24 protein-coding genes are annotated in these 22,100 nt (G+C 44.0%); 19 read left to right on the top strand and 5 right to left on the bottom strand.

Translation table 11 applies throughout. The features are described from left to right. Positions 1–101: 101 nt before the first annotated feature. From AC27EZ_RS04555 to AC27EZ_RS04520, 8 genes are all read left to right on the top strand, one after another. Positions 102–1,007, top strand: coding sequence for a glycosyltransferase family A protein (locus AC27EZ_RS04555; protein WP_487134182.1), 906 nt, complete (start codon positions 102–104; stop codon positions 1,005–1,007). After that, on the top strand, positions 1,004–2,125 hold the full coding sequence (locus AC27EZ_RS04550) for a glycosyltransferase (RefSeq protein ID WP_487134181.1): 1,122 nt from the start codon (positions 1,004–1,006) through the stop codon (positions 2,123–2,125). Before AC27EZ_RS04555 ends, AC27EZ_RS04550 begins: the two co-directional genes overlap by 4 nt. 173 nt (positions 2,126–2,298) lie before the next feature. After that, on the top strand, positions 2,299–3,219 hold the full coding sequence (locus tag AC27EZ_RS04545; protein WP_487134180.1) for a dienelactone hydrolase family protein: 921 nt from the start codon (positions 2,299–2,301) through the stop codon (positions 3,217–3,219). A gap of 159 nt (positions 3,220–3,378) precedes the next feature. Further along, complete coding sequence (locus AC27EZ_RS04540) at positions 3,379–3,966, top strand: YehS family protein (protein ID WP_487134179.1); 588 nt, start codon at positions 3,379–3,381, stop codon at positions 3,964–3,966. A gap of 127 nt (positions 3,967–4,093) precedes the next feature. Further along, positions 4,094–4,639: a lactoylglutathione lyase gene (gene gloA, locus AC27EZ_RS04535; protein ID WP_487134178.1), complete on the top strand. Its 546-nt coding sequence runs from the start codon at positions 4,094–4,096 to the stop codon at positions 4,637–4,639. A gap of 104 nt (positions 4,640–4,743) precedes the next feature. Then, positions 4,744–5,547, top strand: a complete 804-nt coding sequence (locus AC27EZ_RS04530) for a substrate-binding periplasmic protein (RefSeq protein ID WP_487134177.1) — start codon at positions 4,744–4,746, stop codon at positions 5,545–5,547. Between the two features lie 110 nt (positions 5,548–5,657). Beyond that, the gene (locus AC27EZ_RS04525) at positions 5,658–6,188 is read left to right on the top strand and encodes a DsrE family protein (RefSeq protein ID WP_487134176.1); all 531 of its coding nucleotides are present in this window, start codon (positions 5,658–5,660) and stop codon (positions 6,186–6,188) included. Between the two features lie 62 nt (positions 6,189–6,250). After that, the gene (locus AC27EZ_RS04520; RefSeq protein WP_487134485.1) at positions 6,251–7,363 is read left to right on the top strand and encodes a hypothetical protein; all 1,113 of its coding nucleotides are present in this window, start codon (positions 6,251–6,253) and stop codon (positions 7,361–7,363) included. Between the two features lie 33 nt (positions 7,364–7,396). Here the strand turns inward: AC27EZ_RS04520 and AC27EZ_RS04515 are convergent, their stop codons facing one another. Next, entirely contained in the window at positions 7,397–8,722 is a 1,326-nt protein-coding gene (locus AC27EZ_RS04515; RefSeq protein WP_487134175.1) for a M24 family metallopeptidase, read from the bottom strand. Between the two features lie 219 nt (positions 8,723–8,941). On the opposite strand from AC27EZ_RS04515, the gene AC27EZ_RS04510 reads away from it, so the two are divergent. From AC27EZ_RS04510 to AC27EZ_RS04495, 4 genes are all read left to right on the top strand, one after another. Continuing rightward, a complete protein-coding gene (locus AC27EZ_RS04510) occupies positions 8,942–9,640 on the top strand; it encodes a substrate-binding periplasmic protein (protein WP_487134174.1) in 699 nt (232 codons plus the stop codon). 129 nt (positions 9,641–9,769) lie between these two features. Further along, on the top strand, positions 9,770–10,687 hold the full coding sequence (gene rlmF / locus AC27EZ_RS04505; RefSeq protein ID WP_487134173.1) for a 23S rRNA (adenine(1618)-N(6))-methyltransferase RlmF: 918 nt from the start codon (positions 9,770–9,772) through the stop codon (positions 10,685–10,687). Between the two features lie 148 nt (positions 10,688–10,835). Continuing rightward, complete coding sequence (locus tag AC27EZ_RS04500) at positions 10,836–11,969, top strand: EAL domain-containing protein (RefSeq protein ID WP_487134172.1); 1,134 nt, start codon at positions 10,836–10,838, stop codon at positions 11,967–11,969. A gap of 81 nt (positions 11,970–12,050) precedes the next feature. Then, positions 12,051–12,566 (top strand): Mpo1 family 2-hydroxy fatty acid dioxygenase, encoded by a 516-nt coding sequence (locus AC27EZ_RS04495; RefSeq protein ID WP_487134171.1) that lies wholly within the window; start codon positions 12,051–12,053, stop codon positions 12,564–12,566. 99 nt (positions 12,567–12,665) lie between these two features. Here the strand turns inward: AC27EZ_RS04495 and AC27EZ_RS04490 are convergent, their stop codons facing one another. The 3 genes from AC27EZ_RS04490 to AC27EZ_RS04480 form a co-directional block, all read right to left on the bottom strand. Further along, positions 12,666–13,322, bottom strand: a complete 657-nt coding sequence (locus AC27EZ_RS04490) for a crotonase/enoyl-CoA hydratase family protein (RefSeq protein ID WP_487134170.1) — start codon at positions 13,320–13,322, stop codon at positions 12,666–12,668. Between the two features lie 151 nt (positions 13,323–13,473). Then, on the bottom strand, positions 13,474–13,671 hold the full coding sequence (locus AC27EZ_RS04485) for a hypothetical protein (RefSeq protein ID WP_487134169.1): 198 nt from the start codon (positions 13,669–13,671) through the stop codon (positions 13,474–13,476). 23 nt (positions 13,672–13,694) lie between these two features. Then, complete coding sequence (locus AC27EZ_RS04480) at positions 13,695–14,000, bottom strand: hypothetical protein (protein ID WP_487134168.1); 306 nt, start codon at positions 13,998–14,000, stop codon at positions 13,695–13,697. Between the two features lie 208 nt (positions 14,001–14,208). On the opposite strand from AC27EZ_RS04480, the gene AC27EZ_RS04475 reads away from it, so the two are divergent. The 4 genes from AC27EZ_RS04475 to ylqF all read left to right on the top strand — a co-directional run bounded on the left by AC27EZ_RS04475 (position 14,209) and on the right by ylqF (position 18,237). Further along, on the top strand, positions 14,209–15,438 hold the full coding sequence (locus tag AC27EZ_RS04475) for a hypothetical protein (RefSeq protein ID WP_487134167.1): 1,230 nt from the start codon (positions 14,209–14,211) through the stop codon (positions 15,436–15,438). Next, on the top strand, positions 15,435–16,223 hold the full coding sequence (locus AC27EZ_RS04470; RefSeq protein WP_487134166.1) for a transglutaminase-like domain-containing protein: 789 nt from the start codon (positions 15,435–15,437) through the stop codon (positions 16,221–16,223). Before AC27EZ_RS04475 ends, AC27EZ_RS04470 begins: the two co-directional genes overlap by 4 nt. A gap of 124 nt (positions 16,224–16,347) precedes the next feature. After that, entirely contained in the window at positions 16,348–17,097 is a 750-nt protein-coding gene (locus tag AC27EZ_RS04465; protein WP_487134165.1) for a TrmH family RNA methyltransferase, read from the top strand. Positions 17,098–17,232: 135 nt separating this feature from the next. Further along, the gene (gene ylqF / locus AC27EZ_RS04460) at positions 17,233–18,237 is read left to right on the top strand and encodes a ribosome biogenesis GTPase YlqF (RefSeq protein ID WP_487134164.1); all 1,005 of its coding nucleotides are present in this window, start codon (positions 17,233–17,235) and stop codon (positions 18,235–18,237) included. A gap of 23 nt (positions 18,238–18,260) precedes the next feature. On the opposite strand, the gene AC27EZ_RS04455 is transcribed toward ylqF, so the two are convergent. Beyond that, positions 18,261–19,301 carry a mechanosensitive ion channel family protein gene (locus AC27EZ_RS04455; RefSeq protein ID WP_487134163.1) on the bottom strand — a complete coding sequence of 347 codons (1,041 nt, stop codon included), beginning with the start codon at positions 19,299–19,301 and terminating at the stop codon, positions 18,261–18,263. 446 nt (positions 19,302–19,747) lie between these two features. Between AC27EZ_RS04455 and AC27EZ_RS04450 the strand changes: the two genes are divergently transcribed. From AC27EZ_RS04450 to AC27EZ_RS04440, 3 genes are all read left to right on the top strand, one after another. Beyond that, positions 19,748–19,969: a helix-turn-helix domain-containing protein gene (locus tag AC27EZ_RS04450; RefSeq protein WP_487134162.1), complete on the top strand. Its 222-nt coding sequence runs from the start codon at positions 19,748–19,750 to the stop codon at positions 19,967–19,969. Between the two features lie 167 nt (positions 19,970–20,136). Continuing rightward, the gene (gene upp / locus AC27EZ_RS04445; protein WP_421132096.1) at positions 20,137–20,766 is read left to right on the top strand and encodes a uracil phosphoribosyltransferase; all 630 of its coding nucleotides are present in this window, start codon (positions 20,137–20,139) and stop codon (positions 20,764–20,766) included. A 234-nt stretch (positions 20,767–21,000) separates the two neighbouring features. Further along, positions 21,001–22,032, top strand: a complete 1,032-nt coding sequence (locus tag AC27EZ_RS04440) for a LacI family DNA-binding transcriptional regulator (RefSeq protein WP_487134161.1) — start codon at positions 21,001–21,003, stop codon at positions 22,030–22,032. The last annotated feature ends 68 nt before the right edge of the window (positions 22,033–22,100 follow it).

The following is a 22,100-nucleotide window of genomic DNA, read 5'->3' as shown; positions in this document are numbered from 1 at the left end:
ATGTATTAGCGACACAGCATTAACACGGGTGCTGACCACATGTAATATTCATATCATATGAGTATGGTCAGTTATTAACCAAAGTGGCATTGAATTACACTATGAAAACAACAAAAACCTATTCAGCGCATATATTTAATACGTTTTTTATCCAAGCATACCGGCTTGTGTTTGGTCGTATTCTTCCACAGCGTTGGTTACGTGCAAAAATTCCTTCAGAAGCTGAGCGTAAAGCGGTTCAAGGAATGATTAACTTAGAAATAGTGAGCCATTGCTGGGGATATGCAAATATGCTCACCTACCAACTAAGCTCATACGTTAATTATCCCCCAACGAAATTAAATCTTACCGCTACCGTGTTTTATTCCCAAGAAGACGAAAAAACCGCTGCTGTGTTGGCTTATTTCGAAAAAATTGATGTGCCCAATGTGACGTGGAATTTTCAACCAATGTCAAAGCCAAAGCTTTTTAGAAGAGGTATTGGGCGCAATATGGCGGCGCAGTCTACCAAGGCAGATTGGATTTGGTTTACCGATTGCGACATTATTTTTCATGAGAATTGCTTAGATTCTTTTGCCGATAGCTTTCAGCAGGAAAAGGGCTTACTGTTTTTCCCAAAAGAAGAAAAAATCACAGAAATGCTAGAGGATGACGACCCAATGCTACGCGCTGATGCGGGTTTGCAGGTGGTAGATATTCCGGTCGATAAATTTACGACGTACCAGCGCGACAAAACACGAGATAAGGCGAGAGGACCATTTCAAATCGTCCATGGTGATGTGGCAAGGGCGATAGGATATTGCGATCGTTTATTTATGTTTCAAACCGAATCAACACGGTGGCGCAAAACCTATGAAGATACGGCATTTCGTTGGTTGTTAGGAACTGACGGCGCGCCAAAAGAGATTGATGGCGTGTTTCACATTCATCACGTGACAAAAGGGCGTTATGCTCAAGATTCAAAAGTGTCTGAAATGCGTAGCAAAATTCGCCAAAATCAACGATGACACATAACGTTCTTATATTTACCAAAAAGGTGCTGCCACGCTCTAATACGTTCGTGGCAACGCAGGCCTTACAGCTACGCGATAAAAAGCCAATATTTTTGGGTTTTGCAAAAGATAGCTCGGGAATTGAGCTCATTAAGGGCAATCATCATTGTGTGTTAAGTGATTATTCGTCTTTCCCGAAGTTGTTTAAGTTATTATTTGAAACAACAGGCTACATTCACCCCCGTTGGCTTAGTGCGATAAAAGCTGAGGCCCCCGATATAATTCACGCTCATTTTGGTAAGGGTGGTTTTTATTGTGCGGCTTTCGCTAAGCAGTTGCAGCTGCCTTTGGTCACTACGTTTCACGGTTCAGATATTACCCAAAAAGACAAATTTTCTTATGGGCAAAAGCATCGTGAAGTGGCGTTTACCGCGTCTACAAAAGTCATAGCGGCGTCAAAATTCATTGAACGTAAGCTCATTGCGCGACAGTGCCCACCTGAGAAAATCATTCAGCACTACACCGGAATTGAAACTGATTATTTTGTGCCCTCAAATCAAAAATCTGACGTTCCGACTGTTCTTTTCGTTGGTCGATTGATAGAGCAAAAAGGGTGTCAGTTTTTATTGCATGCGTTTAAGCACGTACAGCAAGTCATTCCCGAAGCACGTTTATTAATAGCTGGTTATGGCCATTATGACAGCACGCTTAAGAAAATTGCGAGCGAACTCGAAAACGTGACCTTCTTGGGTGCGCAGAGCAAACCACAAGTTAAAACGTTAATGGATGACGCATGGTTAACGTGTCTACCCAGTATAGTTATGAAACGAGGTAATGAAGAGGGGCTTTCTACGGTATGTATGGAATCGCAAGCGATGAATACGCCGGTGGTAGCATTTGATACCGGTGGGGTAGGGGAGGTTGTTAAGCATGAAAAAACAGGCTTACTAGTAGAAAAGATATCGTCAGAAACGTTAAGCGAAGGGTTGTTAACGCTGTTGCAAAATGATGCACTCAGATTGGCTTATGGCCAAAATGCAAGAACGCATATCATGGAAAATTTTAACGCAAAAACACAAAGCCAGCGCCTCTCAACAATATATGAACAAATAATCGCTAGCTCCCGTCACTAGCAAATACCCCCAACGCATTCACAGTGAATACGGCTTGCCTGTATGCATGAAGCAAGCGCGCTTACCAATGTGCCACAAAAAAGTGGTTTGCTTACATACAATAAGTGCGCTAAATATGAGCAAAAGCCGTAAGTATTACCTTACTAAAAATGCAAACCGCAAAGGCCTGTTCTATGAATGACGCAACTGAACAACGTACACAACACAATGATGTTTCCATCCCTCAAGAAGCGTTTGATTGGTACGATGAATACGCACATGGTGACATTGATAGGCGTACCTTTCTGACTCGCCTAGCATCACTTTCTGTAGCGGGCCTATCGGTAGGGCTTATCGGCAGTGCGCTTATCCCTGACTATGCAAAAGCTGAGCAAGTATCATTTAATGACCCAGCCATTAAGGCGACTTATCAAGAATTTGATTCACCTAACGGGCATGGCACCGGTAGCGGTTATTTAGTCGTTCCCACAACGTTGAACGACAACGCGCTGGCCCCGGCTGTTTTAGTGGTGCACGAGAACAGAGGGCTAAACCCTTATATTAAAGATGTCGCGAGACGATTAGCCACACAAGGTTTTATCGCATTTGCACCTGATGCGCTATTTCCTTTGGGTGGCTACCCAGGGAATGACGATGATGGTCGAGCCATGCAGCGCAGTTTAGACAGAGAAAAAATAGAGCAAGACTTTGTTGCCGCCGCGCGTTGGTTAAAAAGTCATAAACAAACAACAGATAAGCTTGGCGTAGTCGGGTTTTGCTTTGGTGGCTATATCAGCAATTTTTTAGCGGCCACCATGCCAAATGCAATTGACGCAGCGGTTCCCTTTTACGGTACGCCAGCAAAAGGCGACTTACAAAACAACGTGAAAGGGCCATTGTTGCTTCAATTTGGCGAAAAAGATCAGCGCGTGAATGCATCTTGGCCCGATTATGAAAACGTTTTGAAGAGCAATAATGCCGTCTATACCGCCCACGTTTACAAAGGGGCTCAACATGGCTTTCATAACGATTCGACAAGCAGGTATAGCCCAAATGATGCGGAAATGGCATGGCAAAGAACGATAGCATTTTTTGAAAAGCATCTGCGTAGCTAATGCATCTTCTTCGTTAAACAAAAAGGGCCGGAGTACTGGCCTTTTTTGATCGCGAGGCGCAGGACGTTAAGATGGGAAAAACTTAGGTTCGCGGTAATTTTATAAATGAGATAAAATGAAACACTGCCAATAAGGTTCCCTCAATTAAGGTTTCATCCAATGATCCACAACGATGTATTACGTCGAATTCGTTATGCGCTTGCCATTAACGATACCGCAGCCATTAGTATCTTCAAACTCGTAAACTACGATATGGATATCGACTATTTGCACAGCATCATGAAAAAGGAAGGGGAAAAAGGATATCTTCCGTGCAGAGATAAAATTATTTCGTTGTTCCTTGATGGGCTTATTATCAAACAGCGAGGAAAGCAAGAAGGTGTTGAGCCCAAGGTATTGGAAGGCAGTGAACGTTTAAGCAATAACGAAGTGTTGCGAAAAATTAGAATTGCGATGAGCTATAAAGACGAAGACATGCTCGCCATGCTTAAACTCGCCGATTTTAGATTAAGCAAAGGTGAGCTTTCTGCGTTCTTTAGAAAACCTGACCATAGAAATTATAAGCCTGCCGGCGATCAGGTTGTTCGTAATCTGCTGCAAGGTATGGTTAAGAAATATCGTCCTGATGCACGTCACACGGCGCACTCAAAAGATGCGCTTCGAGAAAAAGCGAAAACCGAAAGCCGAGTACGTAAGGAAAAGCAGCAACCTCAAAAAAATAATGATGTATGGGGGAAGTTGTCTTAAGCGTTCCAAAGTGTATAGCTTTAAATTGCGGCAATTCCTTGTTGTTCGCTGCAAGGACCTAGCGGTTGAATTATAGAAGCTTGCCTCCATGCTTTAACATTCACCATAAAAATGGAAGGGGGGAGTGATGAGTAGACACTTTGATAACGCAGACGGGTTATGTGAGCAACGGGATGAAGCGACCAAAGGTTTTGTATTTAACCAAACGATGCTACGTATTGCAGAGCCTGCAAGAAGCTTAGATTTTTATACTCGTGTGATGGGGATGACGTTACTTAAACGTCTTGATTTTGAAGACATGCAGTTTAGCCTGTATTTTTTGGCGGCAGGCGATGATTTTTCTGACGTTAGCCTTGATGACGCGCAACGTACCGCGCAAACCTTCGGGCGTCCCGCTATGCTTGAGCTAACTCATAATTGGTCGGATACCGCAGATAAAACCACATATCATAATGGAAACTCAGAGCCTAAGGGGTTCGGTCATATCGGATTTCATGTGCCTGATGCTGATGCCGCATGTGCGCGGTTTGAAGCACTAGGTGTACCTTTTCAAAAAGGCCTTAACGACGGGGCGATGAAAGGCATTGCTTTTATAAAAGACCCTGACGGATACTGGATTGAAATCTTTGACGCTACCACAGTAGCAAACACATGTGCGCCGCATGTCACCTAAAAGTAAGTACAACAGTGTGTCCCTAGCGTAAATAAAAGTTAACCTAAGGGGCACAATACATTACACTGGTTAAATAATAACAAGAGTATGCTAGGTCATTGCTAGTGAACGTGTTTCGACTGTGTATCATTTCGGTCTTTTCAATTGCCTTATTTATAGGTAATACACTTCCTGTTGCAGGCGGCGAACGAGGCGCTTCAAAACAGCTTAAAGTAGCGATCAACTCTCCTGGGTCTTATCCCTATTTGTATTTCGATGATGTGTCTGAAGATTATCAGGGTGTGGTTCGTGACCTGTTCAACGCAATGGAGCGCGAATTAGGCTATTCATTTGAATATATCGATTCAAATCAGCTAAGAAGCGAAGAATTTCTTCTTAATGATAAGGTTGATATGCTGGTCATTAGTCCTCGATGGTTACAAAAGCCCGATAGTTTTATTTTTTCTGATGTGATAATCGACCATGAAACCTACTTGTATAGCACAAGCCCCTTTCCTAAAGACTTCTCTCTAACATCGCTCACTGGGCAAACTGTCTGCACACAAGAGCGCTATATCTATAGCGGTATTACGCAGCGTTTTGAAGATGGGGCGTTAAGGCGTATTGATTCGACCAATCAAGCATTAATGGCTGCAATGCTAATCGCCAAACGTTGCGATTTCGCCGTACTGAATAATTACAATGCCTGGAGCGCTTTTTCAAAACCTTCTAATTGTCATGCCACCATTTATCAATCGCCTCACCCTACAAGTAACGTTTCTTTACACGTTGCATTTCGCAGGGCACTTGCGCCCGTGAAACGTGACTTTGACAGCATTATGTCAACGCAAAAAAGCAACGGGGCATTTGAGAAACTACTTACCGAGCATAGCCTGAAAGTGTCATTCCCTAAAAAACCAAACTGTTAAATTTCCTCCTTTATTCCCCTTCTTTGTCGATATTTACGCAATACCGTTTTCATTGCTTTCAAAACGATATACGTTAGTCTCTCTTTTATGTATTCATGTGGGGTAAGTGTATGAAAACCTTTTTTGGCGCGAGTGTAGCTTCATTATTATTGTCTTCTTTTGCGTATAGTGCAGAGTTTGCAACGGGGCCGTTAATTTCAAATTATGGTAAACATGCGCCAGTCGAAGGTATTACACTGCCTGCGAACACGCAGTTTCACATTGCCTTTGATGTGGCCGGTGGTGCCGACACCGGAAAAGTAAACCGAAAGTTTGACTCGCTAGCGCGTTTTTTGAATATGCACGTAGCTAATGGCGTGAAAGCGGAGAATATCAAACTCGCGCTGGTTGTTCATGGTTCCGCTACGCTCGATGTTCTCGCTCATGCGCATTATCAATCTAAAAAGGGAAGCAGCAATAGTAATGTGGCACTGTTAAATGAACTGATGAAGCACGGTGTACGCGTTATTGTGTGTGGCCAGTCTGCGGCGGCAAACGGCGTAACAAACGACATGGTAGTGGATGGGGTAGAAATTGCACTTTCTGCGATGACAGCCCATGCGCAATTGAGCATGAACGGTTACACCTCAAACCCGTTTTAGTAATAGTCATTGGCATCGGGGATATGGGTGCCATTGCCTAAATGATGATATGGAATGAAGAGATGACACGGAATAGACCGCTTTTTAAGCATATTCGCAATCACACTGCGTTATTCAATCAATTAGCACGTTTTCGTGATGAGGCTGTTGCGGGGCTTGGTATTAGTGAGCTTGAGTTTCACAAAACACCTAAATTTATTACTCCCGAGGGCGCGCGGCTTACCATAGAGCCAGAAAGAAGCATTATTGTACCTGGCGTGCACCATTTAGAAGGGATAAAAAAACATTTGGTTAATACCACGAAGGGGCTGACGTTTGTCGATAACAGTGAGATAGGTTACCGATATCCAACTGCTGCGCTAGCAGGGCTTGACGCCCCTTTCATAAAACGCATGCGTTCTGAATATTTTCACAAGGTGGATGAAGACAGAAGTATTTGTCGACCCGTAAACTTATCATACGGCATAAAAAGTCGAGGTAAGGGAGACGATAGGCAAGAATATGAAGTATGGCTTCCAGAGGAGGCGCCTAATCAAAACCCGTTGCCATTAATGATAAACCGCTATGGAGAAGATCTTCCTAACGATATTAGGCATTTTGTAGAACAACCCTCACGTGTACACGGCTGGATGGGTGTAAAGCGGGCGGCCTTTGAGGCGCTTTATCAAAATAAAGTGGCGTGTGGTGACTTGATCATTTGTGTGTCAATGAGTGCTGATGCTTACAACATTGGCGCGCGTCCCGACTTGTCTTACTGCCCTATAGCAGAAAGCTCGATAGCGGTTAGTAATGCAGAGATAGAATGGGAAGTACTAGGCTATTATGCGCCAAGAACGTGGATGTTTGACCATGACATGGTATGGCAAGCCATAAACCATACCTTAGAAGCAATCAATAACCCGCTGAACGACGCATTAGCCCATTGCGCAATCCCTATTGCTGAGAGCAAAACAGAACGAATTCTTTCTACCTTGCAAGGTTTAGGTATTGAGCGTGATGAGATAGAGGCATTAAATTTGCAGCCTTGGGAATTTATGCAAAGCGAAAGCGATAGCCGGGTGAAGGGGCATGACCCAAGCCGTTCAGTGAATTTGCTCGGGCGTTTAAACCGTTTGTTCTACCAGCCAGAAAAGCAGTTACCGTCGTTAAACTGGCTTCATGATCTTATTGCGTAGCGCATATACCGCGCTACGCTGGTGTTAACGTCACTATTGCTTTGATGAAATCAAGTGAAACGTTTTTTGTCTGCTATCGAGATAAGTCACGCGCTTGCCATCAAAAAAGGCGTCTTCCTCTAACATAATGCGAACCTCTTTGTTCCATTCAGGAATAAACGTAGCAGCATTCAATTCGATAGAGTAGGCCGTGTTGGGGTACATAGGGTAATCCCCATTAACTGGCACGCCTTCTTGTGCATCCCACATGCCTATGGTTGGGCCAGCGGCATGCCCATGTAAACCCAAGGGGTGGGTATAGATGGCAGGCTTAATACCCTCATCAATAGCTTGCTTGCGAGACATCGCTAATATCTCATTACCTGAACGGCCGGTTTTAAAGTTGTCTGTCAGAATATCTTGAAGGCGATTTGCGTTGGCAAGCGCTGCAACCAAACCCGCTGGTGCCTCAGTTTCGCCTGGTTTTAGAATATAGGCATGTTGTTGTTGGTCTGTATTTAAGCGCAAATAAGTAATGCCAAAATCAACATGAATGAGGTCGCCACCTTGGATAACGTTCTCTCCTGGGCGTTTGCTAAACGCCTTAATTTGATCAAACACTTCGTTATCTGCACGCTGAATAGATACGGTGGGATGGAACCAGTTGCTAAACCCTAATTCGTTACTTTTATCCCGTAACCACCATACGACATCGTCAGTGGTGGTTACGCCAGGCACAACGACATCATTTGAGAATGCAGTGGCAATCAGTTCATGCCCCATTTTAGCGATAGCAGGGTAATGTTTCATTTCAAGTTCGCTGCGTGTTTCTAACCAGCCAATAGCGAGTCGTTCGCCCGATACGACACGCTCTTTGTACTTCTGCGGCAGTGCACCTAAAAAGTACGCTTGTTCCGTAGCGCTCATGCCATCGCCAAGTGCAAAAGAGGTAGATATATTAACCGCAATTTTCTTTGGGTCTCTTTTCGTAATGATGTCAGCAAGTGCTTTGAATTGATCGGGTTCTGCTTCTTTGTCCCAGGCCTTTTCAAATAAATCTGCAACGGCATAGCGGGCGACAGCCAGACGCTCTAGCGGTGCACCATTCCCAGGATTATATATCACCAACATGGTATGGCGGCGCGCTGATAGCCATGTAGAAGGAAGCATCGTTTTAAGTACGGGGTCTTCATTGTACTCCCGTGACATTATTACCCACATATCAATGTTTTCACGTTGCATCACGCCCGGTAGAACATGTTCAAACCGTTCAATAAGTATGTTATCTAATAATTCACTGCGCGCTTTCATCGACAGTACATCACTGGCGAGCGTTGCAAAGCTGGTAAGAATGAGTGCCAGCGTAACGATAATTTTCATGTGTTGTCCTTATCATGAATGATTAAAAGTAATCTATCATGTTATTGGTTAAACGCTAAACGGGGCGGTTGAAAAATGAACAGTAAACGCGCAAAATGGTATATCAATTGATATAAGCCATAGCAGGCTTTGCTGTTTTTACGTTTACTATAAGTGACGCAGTACGTAGGTATTTATGTACGTCTTTAAAAATAAACACGATCGAAGTGAAGGTGAGTTGTGCGCAAGCTGATCATTCTTTTTTTTATTTTTACTATGCATTCGGCTGCCAGCCAACCCGTGGTGTGGGGAACTGACTCATGGGACAATTTCACTAATGTAGATGGTACAGGCTTTTATCACGAGTTGATCAACCGTATTTATGATGAGGCCCACTATGACGTTAGCGTTGAGTATCTGTCATTTGCGCGCAGTTTACGGGCACTTCACGAAGGCAGCATTGATCTAACCGGTGCGCTACCGAAAACTGACGATTATTATCAGTCTGCGCTTCCTGTTCTTAGCGAAAATATTTATATGGTAGTTGATGGTGAAAACTATCCATTTTGTTGTGATACCACCAACAGAATCGGTGCGTATCGTTCAGGTTACAAAGACGAAGTGTTTCATGCCGCATTGCCTTATGAAGCTGAAGGCGTTGAAGTAGCGTCGGCCGAAGATGGACTTAAATTACTTAATGCAGGGAAGGTCGATTATGTCGTTGATGTTCAGAGCATTCTTTTGCCCTTACTTGCCAACCCCAACTATGGCAATATGAGCATGCACAGCATGGGGTTTTACGATTTGTACTGGTCTTTCGCGCGCACAGATAAAGGGCGAAAACTAAAAACGCAGTTCGACATTAGATTAAAACAGCTAAGAGATAGCGGTGAGCTATCAAAATTGTATAAAAAATACCAGCTAACCATGCCGCAATAGTGCCACACCCCTATAGCATCGCTTTTCACATTTAGCACACCGCCTAATCAGGTATACTGTGTGTAAAATTACATTGTTTGGCCTTCCGCGGCCATGATGTCCGTTATCCATCGTTTGTAGACACAGTAAATGCACCCAAGAAACATACATAAAAACGGGTATCCTATTGAGGCACTTTGTCGTGCTTACCCAGGCCTCAGTGGCTATGTGATTGACGCTAAAAGTGGAAGTAAGAGTGTCGATTTTTCTAATCCTAAGGCAGTTAAAGCGTTAAATGCGGCTTTGCTTACGCACTATTACCGCATTGACCGGTGGGACATTCCCGATGGTTACTTGTGCCCCCCTGTTCCTGGTCGGGCAGACTATATTCACGGTATTGCTGATTTACTTGCGCGCAGTAGCGGTGATGTTATTCCGATAGGAAGCGAGGTCAAAGGCCTAGATATTGGTACGGGAGCAAATGCTATTTACCCCATCATTGGAACACATAGTTACCAATGGCGATTTGTAGGCAGCGATATCGACCCGATATCGATAACTTCGGCACAGAAGATCATCAGCAACAATGCGCGCTTATCCAATACGTTTGAAGTGCGATTACAAAAAAAACGGGATTGTATATTCGAACACATTATCCAGCCTGATGAACATTATACCTTTACCATGTGTAACCCGCCTTTTCATAAATCTGCAAAAGAGGCACATGAGGGCACCCAGCGAAAAGTAAAAAACTTAGGCGTTAACAAGGCCAAGCGAGGCAGTCACCAGTCGAAGAAAGGCATGCAATCGACAGGGCTTAACTTTGCAGGGCAGGCAAACGAGTTGTGGTGTGAAGGGGGCGAGTTAGCCTTTATTCAACGAATGATAAAAGAAAGCGTTACGTTTAAGCGCAATGTACGTTGGTTTACGTGTTTAGTCTCAAAGTCCGCGCATTTACGGCCAATCCAAACGAGTATAAATTACTACGGGGCGTCGCAATGTCACACCATTGATATGGGGCAAGGGCAAAAACAAAGTCGATTTATCGCATGGACATTTGAAACGTAATCAACGTTAATATTACTACTTATTTTTCATCACTCATCACCAGCCCCCATGAGCGGTAAAATAGGGAGTAAACTTTTCATATAAACGCAGCGTATAGTTTATAATTAATTAGTTAGTTGTGTTGTTAACATTTAACGTTGGGGGTGCCATGTACTGCGCTGATTGTGAATCGATAGATGATTACTTTTTTGATGAGACGGTATTTTGGATCTTTGTTCCCACCATCGAGTCTTTTGGCAAAATTGCAGGGCTTTGTGGCTCTTTAGGTTTTGAGTCTAAACAAGAAACGACACACTGCATCTCTACCCGCGTTAAACGAGATGACATCTCTCAATTCTTAACCTCGTTGGCAGGGGCGCTTGAAGCGCCAGAGCTGGCAGGTACTAAAGTGACGACGACAGAAAGCGATCACGAATTAGATTTGAAAACAGTAGGACGAATGACAACGTTCGGTGTTTTGATAAACCGTTTTAAAGCCAAATGGTTAGCCGACAGCGTAGAGCAGCATCGCTATGAAACCTGGTATCAACCTATTGTTTACGCTAAAACTGCGTTATCTGAGAATGTTCCATTTGCCCATGAAGGGCTTTTTAGAATACGCGATGAGCACAATACCATCGTGCCACCTGCGCTAGCGTTTCAGCTAGCAGAAAGCTCTGATTTACTGTTTTCTTTAGATTTAGTGGCAAGACGCTCTGCCGTAGAATGCGCAGCTAGGGCTAACTTGCGCGGTAAGTTATTTATCAACTTTAATCCATCAAGTATTTACGACCCTGCTTATTGCTTGCGTGCTACTGCAGCGGCTATTAATGAGATTGGTTTAACACCCAGCGACGTGGTGTTTGAGGTGACGGAAACGCATAAAGCAACCGATGTTAATCATTTAAAGGGCATTTTAAGTTTTTATCGAACAGCTGGCTTCCAAGTTGCGCTTGACGATATCGGCTCTGGTTGGTCTGGACTCAATTTAATGCAAGCGCTGCGCCCTGATTATGTGAAGATTGATATGGAATTAGTCAGAGATGTGCACAACGACCCGTACAAACAAAACATCGTGACCAATTTAATTCGAATTTCCCGCCTAAACGGTATCCGAGTGGTCGCCGAGGGGGTGGAAGTAGTAGAAGAAGCGCAGTGGCTAATCGACGCAAAGGCGGATTATCTGCAAGGTTACTTGTTTGGCAAACCTGCGCCGCTTGAAGAGTCGGTAGATGAAAAGCGAAAAGACAGCATTAAAGCGTCGATGGCACCGCTAGAAAAAGCTGCAAAAGATATGAGTTAAGTGTCGTTTAGGCGACAGTGTTGGCTTGGCGTGTGACGTAGGCTTAAGCAATTGTTTACCTGAATGATTGCCTAGAAAGTTATGAAAACCTTAGAACAGCATATCAGCGAATATGCACATTACCACCGTGATAAGCGGAACATACTTACCCATTATGTTGGCATTCCTCTTATTGTATTCGCCTTACTTGCGTTTTTGAGCAGGCCAGCGGTAGGGATAACGTTCCCGCTTATTGGGCAAATTATCGTAAGTCCAGCACTACTTGTATGGTTAGCCGGCAATATGTTTTATGTTTTGCTAGATAAAAAATTGGGTGCAGCCATGATTATTTTAACCGGCGCGCTGCTATACGGTGCACATGCGCTTGCGCCACTCTCTATGTGGGCGTGGCTGTCGGTGTCTATCGGTGTATTCGTTGCTGGTTGGGTACTTCAGTTTATAGGTCATTATTTCGAAGGCAAAAAGCCTGCGTTTGTAGACGATATTATGGGGTTAGTTATCGGGCCGTTATTCGTGGTTACCGAGATTGCATTCGAACTAGGGCTTCGAAACGAATTAAAAGCGACGGTAGAAAATAATGTCGGGCCAACGCGATAGTTAAGTAATAGGTCGCAAGCCCTGAAAAGAAATTGATAACGACAATAGGGTACGTAAATTAACCCATTGTCGTTATCGATGCGCTATAGCAAACAGTAGTTATGCGCGCATTAACTCAAGCGTCGTCTTACGTAGTTGACGCTTAGACTCGGCAAACGCATGAGAAGGCAGCATCTTCAACTGTTCGGCATATTTCAGTGCGGTTTTGAGTACGTGCTCTTGTGGAACCGCAGCATCTAAAAATCCGGCTTCTACTGCTTCATTACCTTGATAAATTCGAGAGAATAGAAGTGCTTCAGTCAGTTTAGTCGGGGCAAGTCTCGCTTTCGCTAACTCCATCCCAAAGCTAGGTAAAACCATGCCTATTGCAGTTTCATTTAGGCCGTACTTTGTCTCGCCATCTTTACCGATACGTAAATCAGCAGCCATGAGAAAAATAGCCCCTAATGCGATGCTGTGCCCTTCAGCGGCAATAATGACAGGTAGCGGGAAGCTATAAAGACGCACGATAAGATCGGCTCCCTGCTGAACTAAATCATGCTGCTTTTGCTTGTCATCGTCTTTCATCACGGTTAAATCGAAGCCACCACAAAACCGTCCTTCCCCGCCATAAAGCACAACCGCTTTTGCATTTTTCTCGGCGTCGTCCAGCGCATTGTTAAATTGTTCAATTAGGGTAAAGCCCACTGCATTTACTTTGCCGTCATCAAAGGTGATAACAGCAATATCGTTTTCAATTGTCGCGTTGAACGCCATAATGTCTAATCCTTAATAAAGCTACGTTTACTATTATTTCGTATAGTGCGTATGCGAAACCACTTTTAACCCGTGATTATTCTCTATCGACATGGGTAATGTAAATGTAAAACGTGGAGAGCAACGAAAAGAGCACGAGAGACTTGCCTTGTTATGCGTTGTCGCTCATGTCATCCAACCGCACAAGCGTCGCTAATTCGTTAACCATTCTCTTTTTGTATCGCCGCTGTCTGCGCCTTGCTTTCTGGTTATTCGCCCGCCATTGCTGACGCTTGTCAAAAACAACGTTTTCTATATCATCGACGTTATCTATTTTATCGACGTCGTTTAACGATGTGCGTTTTGGCATTTACTCCTCCGGCGGGTTCATCATTAAAAGTCAAATGACTGCTGTTTACGTCTGTATCGCTTTGACGCATCGTTTAAAATATCGAGGTTTACTTCATTTTTTATTATTTGTTCGCATAGCGTTACCGCTGCAAGGGCTTGTTGGTAAGTAAGATGTTTGTAGGCCGGCGAGGGGATTTTTTCATACCAACTGCACTGGCATACTGTGTCTAGTACAACGCGCTGAAAGCAATGATCGTTGTGAATAGGCCAATCCGTTTTACGCGCAATATCGGGAAGTACCGTTTGGGTTAAATAAAGATACTGTTCCACCAGCATGGTGTGTGTCATACGTGTCGAGTCTTTACGTTAAATAATGGTTGCCTCGCTATCTTTTACTTTCTGAAGTGTGCTGATGGTTCACATAACCACATTAACCAATGTCTTTCGATGTTACTCTCGTTTCAAACACAAAGCAGGCCGGTAAAACGGGTAGTTTGATATTCTATTTCTCTGTATGCTAGTAATCATTAGCACCTAAAGAAATTCAAGGACGACAATGTTTTTAAAAAAAATAGCCTTATCGTTAGCCAGCGTACTTGCCCTTACTGCAAACGCACATGCTCATGACTTTATTGATACAGCTGGGTTTCCAGGGTGGTTTAATGAGGCCATGCAAAGGGAAGGGTCATTAAATGAACGCTCTGAGCTGTCGTTACCTGAGCTAAGCGTAAATAGTGAAGTGCTTGGCACGCTTGCACTTGCAGACACAAGTACAGGAACCTGGTATTACACCATTGATATTGGCAGTGATGTTCCTATGGAATGCTGGGTGTTTACTGAATACGATGGCACAGCGAATTCAATGCACGGCATTTCCCAAATGGGTCTGGAAAGTGCTGAAACACTTAATGAAAAAGCGTTATCCGGTCAGTTTAACTTTGCATTAGATGTAGGGGTTGTCGGGACTACGGCATATGCAGCTTATGATACGCTTTATCATTTGGGAGAAGGCGACCAAAAAGTTGCGGGCTTAATGAAAGCAATGGCAGCAGAGACAAATGATAGCTTGCAGGTTTGCCTTCACAATGAATTAGGCTATCGAGAAACATTCAAGCAGGCGTTTGTTGCATTTATTCAAGCATTTGAAAATGCCAAGCCTACCAATGCGTTCTATCAAACCGCCTACGCGTGGCGTATTAACGGTATACCCGTAGGTTTTTCACGTGAGTCATATGCAAAAGATGAAGACGGTGACGTTGTTATTGAGTCGTCGCTATCAATGTTAGTGCCGGTAGACGCCAATTCAGTGGCACGTACTGACAGTTTTTCAAATTCATGGAGTATGCCTGATGGCGCATTAATTAATGGCCAACAATACACTATTGAAAACGGCGTTATGGCCTCAACCTATCGTATCGACTACAAAGATGAAAAGTGGGAGGTTGCCGGTAAAATTCAAAACAAAGACATTGCCGCTACCCTTGAGTATAACCAATGGCTTCAGTCTGAATATGGTAACTATCTAAGCATAGAAAGCCTTCGCAATTCCGACGAAACCAGCGACACCTTTTTTATGTGGTCGCCAGATGCTGACCCAACATCAGCGTTAGAGGTGTCGTTAGAACAAACTGAAAGTAACGATACATTCCAGCTTAACATGTCGCTATTTACGTTTTTGTTTGAAATAGACGCTAATAACGCCCCAATCTCGGGAACGATCGATTACGGCGTAATGAAAATGACGCTAGATCAAATGGTATCGACAGGAACACCTAAACTTCCATGAAATGGTTAATCGCTCTCTTAGTATTTGGATATTGCGCACAGGGTAGTGCGCAAAGTTCGCCAACGTTTGCGCAGGTGGCGCTGTCCACTGATATTAACGTAAGTGAACCTCTGCCTTCTCGTGTCGTGTTAACCGCGTGGTCTAAAACACCAGAGAAACATGCACAAGCGGTCGCGGGCAATAGCAATGTAACGGTACTTAATCGTGATGAGCACGCATTGACGTTGGCACTTTCAAGTAATAATGCGTATCACGGCACGTTTTTACCATCGCAGTTAGCACCTAGTTTTGTTATCGATTTTGATGAAGAAGCCACAAAGCCGTTTATCTCTGGCTTTGAGTCATCGAAAGATGAGGATGTTAAAGCCCAAATAGTGAAATACGTATCAGGCTACATTACGGAACCCAGCTATGTGCATGGGTTTAACTTTGCTTCTACGGTTGCACAGCAGCGCAGTGGCGATTGTACGGAATATGCTGTGCTTACCACGGCACTTGCGAGAAGCGAGGGGATACCGTCAAAGTTGATACTGGGCATTGTTGTGGTGCAATATCCACACGGTTTGTACGCGTACGGTCATGCATGGAGTGAAATGTGGGAAGACGGACAGTGGCATACTGCCGATGCCGCGTTATATAACGATGGTGCACTAGCCAAGTTCTATTTACCGTCATCTGAGCTGCAAAATGAAACGATGGCATATAGTCGATTGTTGATGGAGTCTATGGCGTCCATGCCCTCGAAAATTACCGACTTTCAGCGCGGCGACAGTCAATTAGAATAACGTTTAGCGTGATTTGCCGCACGTAGGCTTGAGTTTTACTACAATTCACATACACTTCTCCGACTTATTTTTCGTGTAACGTATTGCGGCACTGACGCCACTTTTTTGTAGGGCCACTTATCAAATGAAACTTGATGACATAAAAAAATTGCACCAAAAGAAATACCGAAGCCAATTCGGATATTACTTGGTTGAAGGTGAGCACCTTGTTGCAGAGCTCATTAAAGCATCGTCCATGTCTGATAGTGAACAACGCATTACGCTTTATATTACCGAAGATTACCAACGCTGGGTTGCTGATAACTCGGTGGCGTATGAGGTGGTGGTACTTAACGCGAAGCAAATGTCGCAGATTAGTGATACCAAAACGCCGCAAGGCATTATTGCATGCGTACCGCTGCCCAGCGCGCTTGATAAACCAAATGAACGCGGACCGTCCCGCGCGGTTTACTTACATGAAGTACAAGACCCCGGTAACCTTGGAACCATCCTTCGCTCAATGGCATGGTTCGGCAATTTTCGCTTGTTACTTAGTCCAAATAGCGTCGACCCATTCAATAGCAAAGTGGTGCGCGCAAGCATGGGCGCTATTTTCCACGTACCGTTAGAATTAGACGTGTCACTTGATTCGCTGACGACGCGCTTCTCACGTTTTGCCTATCTCGATATGCAGGGTACTGCCATTACTGATAGCGCGTTTAACGAATTCGATTGTTACTTGTTTGGAAACGAGGCCCGCGGTGTACCAAGAAATGCACTTAAAGAATGTAATGCGTTGCCTTTCACCATAGAAGGAAGTGGCGCAATCGACTCGCTAAACCTTGCCAGTGCCGTGAATATCTCGTTATTCCAGCTATCCCAGGCACCGCGTTAGCCCTATTTTACGCACCCGTCTTCATGCAGTGCGTTTGCAAAATATTACAGTGAATATTGGGATTTCGTAAAACCGATAACGGAATTACGATATAATCCCTTCACATTATCTAAATTCTCATAAAGGAAGCACATCGTGGCCTTACAGTGGTTTCCAGGGCATATGCATAAAGCCCTAAAAGAAATGAAAGAGTCGTTGGCTCAAGTCGACATTCTCATTGAAGTGCTTGATGCGCGTATTCCTTATTCAAGTGAAAACCCAGAAATTGCTAAGATCCGCGGCGATAAGCCGTGTATTAAGATCCTGAATAAATTCGACTTGGCCGACCCGGAAATTACCGCTCAGTGGCAAGCGCATTTAGAGCTAGAGCGCGGTGTGAAAACCATTACTACGTCAAGTGATAACCCTGGAAATAGCAAACAGCTAATGGGGCTTATTCGTAGTATATGTTCGCACAAAGACGGCCAAGGGAAAGTGATTAAAGCTATGATCACCGGCATTCCTAATGTCGGAAAATCTACGCTTATCAATATTTTGGCAGAGCGTATTATTGCTAAAACAGGTAACGAGCCTGCCGTCACAAAAAGCCAGCAGCGCATTAATTTAGGTAGCGGTATCATTTTATTCGACACCCCTGGTGTGCTATGGCCAAAGTTAGAAAACCCCAATTCTATTTACCGGCTGGCCTCCTCCGGTGCGGTAAAAAATACCGCGATGGAATATGACGATGTTGGTTTTTTCGCCGCCGATTATTTGATTAAAGCGTACCCTGATGTAATGAAGGAGCGGTTTAAACTAGACACTCTCCCCGATACTGAAATTGAGTTTTTAGAAGCTGCTGCTAAAAACCGGGGGGCCATCATGGCCGGTGGAAGAGTTAATTTGCATAAAATATGTGAAGTGCTGCTTAAAGAGCTTCAATCAGGCATGCTTGGTCGGGTAACGTTAGAAACGCCTGAAATGCTGGTGGAAGAAAAGCGTATTATGGAAGAAGAAGCTAAAAAGAAAGCGGAAGCAAAGGCCAAACGCAAAGAGAAATTTAAGTCAGGCTCGCTAACACCAGACAAGCGCGATAGAAAAGAAAAGCGCACGGAAAAACGCGAGGAACAAAGTCGCAGAATGAAACGAGACAAAAAATAACGCAATGAACACCTTAGACCCAATCAGCGGCTTTTTTTGGTTTCTGATTGGGCGGCAATAACACGCGCAATATCGTCTTCGCAAGCCGTAACCTTGTTTTGTAATGCCACTTTCTCTTCAGGAGTACTGGCTTTGGCGAGAGCCTCAGTCAATGCAGCGAGATGTTCCTGTTTAGTTTCTAGCGCCAATTCATGTTGCTCTGCCTCTTCCGCTTTATCGAATGCGACACTCTCATGTTTTTCATCTTTTTTTGCGTCAGCTTTATTTTTCATGCTGTTTAATGTTGGAATGAAAGCTTTCGCAGGGTCAGTAGGGCGCTGAGCCACCACATTGGGTGACATAATTTCTACGCCATGTTGATGAAACTCATCAAGGATCGCAGTGTGCAATCGAGATTTTGCGCTCAACAACCCCTTTATTTCAGTAAGCAGCCCCGATATACGATAATTAACACTGAAGTCTCCCAGAGCTATAACTTGAACAAATCCATCAGTGAGCCCCGCATTTGCCGAAGCTTTCTCTAAATAATGCGTTACCGTATCGTGATGAACATCGTAACCAATCGAAATGTCGGCCGTGACAAGTGTCCCTGAAGCACGGATAACGGTGACTGGGTTTGCAATCAGGTAGTTATTCGCAATAGATATTAAGTCGCGTTGTTCGGTTTGAATTTCGGTATCTAGTAGCCCCTTTTCAGACACACGTCCGAAATAGTGATTACAACGAATAAAGTCACCGGTACGAAATGGGCGGTTAAATTTTAACACCGCACCGGCCATGAGGTTTGTCACAATGGTTGTTGACGAAAATGCCAGCACGCCTGATACCATTACGCCAAGTAACGCCAGCACTTGATTTCGAGAGCTCTCACTAACTGGCAACGTTAATATTATGGCAATGAGACAAATAATAATAAGTGCAATAACGCTCAATTGACGAGGCAACCGCTGGTCTGCCGTGCGCTCGTGGTTATGGCGATTCAGCAATGTGGTTGCAATGAATATAACAATACTTGAAACCAGAATAGCAGCCACAAAAGGAAGCCATAGGGTTAACCATTGCATAAGTAAATCCTTATTATTCGAGGCGAATATCGCAACGTTATGCGGCGTTATCTTTAAGGTGTTAAGCCTACCTGAAGCCTTGCTGCTTTGCTCTTATTTATTGAGAGAAATGCATATTGATATGAACAGTGTTGTGTCTGCGCCGCTACTTTCCAATATGGAAAGTGCTTGTTATTGTACTGCGAGGTGGTATGGTTAAGGATATTGAAACGCCACGCAGACGCTAGCGCGTAAACAATACTATGCCCGGCATATAGATATTAAAGAGAATTATTCATGCAAAACGTTACTACTAATTACTTTTACAATTTTACTCACTGACAGCGCCTGACGCTTATTGTTCAGGGGCTTATCGTCGCTTCTGGGCAAAATAGTAGAAACGTTTTGAAAAGCCCAGAAAATAAAAAATCTGGGTTTTTTTATGCCCGAAAAAAAAAGGCAAGATCATGAAAGAATTAACACTTGGTGACATTAGAAAGCAACATCGAGTAAAACAAGAAGTAGTGGCAATGGCGCTTTGTGTAACAGCGTCAGGGGTAAGTAAGCTAGAGTCTAAGCGTATTCAAGATGTTTCATTACAACGTGCAGCGAACTATTTGGCTGCCGTGGGCGGTAGTTTAAAAATCGAAGTAACGTTACCCGATGGTGCCACCGTAGCGGTGGGGTAGCGTTCCCTTATTTGGCCAGTTATATCTTTCGTACATAAGGCGAGAGCGCGGGCAAGAAAGCAATAACGCTATCCAAGTGTGCACATATTGCAGCGATAGCACGTTTGCGCTTTATATATGCTGAGGGTCGGGTAAACTTGGCGTACTAATTTGATTGGAGAATCACCATGGCCGTTCACGAAATAACACACCCCCTTATTGCACATAAAATTGGATTGATGCGCCACGCTAATATAAGCAGCAAAGACTTTCGTGAGCTTGCATCTGAAGTCGGTAATTTACTGACTTACGAAGCTTCCAGAACACTGCCCACTGAAAAAGCGCATATTGAAAGTTGGTCGGGTGACCAGGTCGAAGTAAAACAAATCAAAGGTAAAAAGATAACTATCGTTCCTATCCTGCGTGCTGGGTTAGGTATGTTAGACGGCGTTATGAACTTAATTCCTAATGCTAAGATAAGTGTTGTAGGGCTTTACCGTGATGAAGAAACCCTTCAGCCCGTTGCGTATTTTGACAAGGTAGTAAACAACATTGACGAGCGTACCGCATTAATCGTTGACCCTATGTTGGCCACGGGAGGCACGCTAATAGCCACCATCGACTTACTTAAAAAGAAAGGTTGCCGCAATATTATGGGCCTATTTTTAGTGGCGGCTCCTGAAGGCATTAAAGCCGTGGTTGATGCGCATCCTGATGTTGATATTTTCACTGCAGCAATAGATGAACGCCTTAATGAAAAAGGGTACATACTTCCCGGGCTTGGCGATGCAGGTGACAAAATATTCGGAACCCGCTAATAATATTAAATATTATTGTTTTATTTTAAGTGCCGCTTAAGTTTCGCCAGACATTGAAAACAGTGTGTTAGCACAAAATGTTAATTTTTTGGTATTAATCGATTAAGTTGATGTTATGATGGCTTTTTGCAGTTCGTCTAGGTGCTGACTTTTTAAGTTAGTACGTAGTGAGGTATGCGCACATTTGCTAATTTTATGTTGCGCATGAAGTAGTAAGCCATTGGCGAAAAAACAATGAAAAAAACAAAACTGACGCTTAAAGATGTAGCGCAGCAGTTGGGGGTATCAACGGCCACCATATCAAACGCATTTAATCGTCCTGATCAGCTCTCTAAACGCCGTCGTGAGGAGATTTTAAAAGCGTGCGAATCGATAGGGTACAGCGGTCCGAATAAAGCCGCACAAATACTCAGAAAAGGGCGTTCCAATATAGTCGCATTAGTACTTGCTGATAGTATCGCCTATACCGTGAGCGACCCGGTGGCGAGTACCTTTATTAAAGGTGTTTCTACCACGCTTCAGCAGCAAGGGAAACATTTGCTTCTCTATGCGGGCGACTCTCAAAGTATCCTTGATGTTGTTGATTTCGTGGATGGCTTTATTTGTTATGGTTCGCCTCGCAATCCTAAGCTAGCTGACGAACTCGCCAATCAGTCAAAGCCTGTGATAACCGTTGATTTCGATATTCAGGGCATACCATCTGTCAACATTGATAACGAAGAAGCCGCTTACCAAATAGCCAAAAAAGCCGTGTCGCCGAGCGATCATGTCGCCATTCTCGGCCTTCGTTTAATCGACTCTCCCTCTACATGTCGTATTTATAACAGCTCATTGGTCGATGTGAGTACCTCTATTTCGCATCGTCGTTTTCAAGGTTACAAACGTGCGCTTGAAGAAAAAGGGGTAACCATTAGTAATGATTGGGTATGGCATATTCCAGAAAGTGACAGGCGCTATGCAAAACAGGCTGCGCAAGAGGTATTGGGCAGTAGTCCAAGGCCTAATACCATATTGTGTATGAGTGATATTATTGCGCTAGAATTACTGCAGTGTGCGCTCTCAATGGGAATAGATGTGCCAAATGAACTTAAAATTACAGGGTTTGACGGTATCGAAGAGGCACAACGAACCCGCCCAAATCTGAGCACGGTTTGCCAGTCTAGTGCTAATAAAGGTGAAATTGCAGCGAAAGCGTTGCTTAGTGAATCAAGCGGCAATGTTGTGTTGCCATTCGATATGATTGAAGGTGAAACGGTGGCGAGCTAACCACCGTTTTTAGCGATTTGGGATAATAAAAACAAGGAAGTGGTAGGGCGTTACTGCGCACTTACGAC

It is taken from the genome of Alteromonas sp. 4NH20-0056 (genome assembly GCF_057539655.1).
The sequence above is the reverse complement of the archived record's forward strand: the minus strand, read 5'-3'. Positions and strand labels throughout refer to the sequence as shown.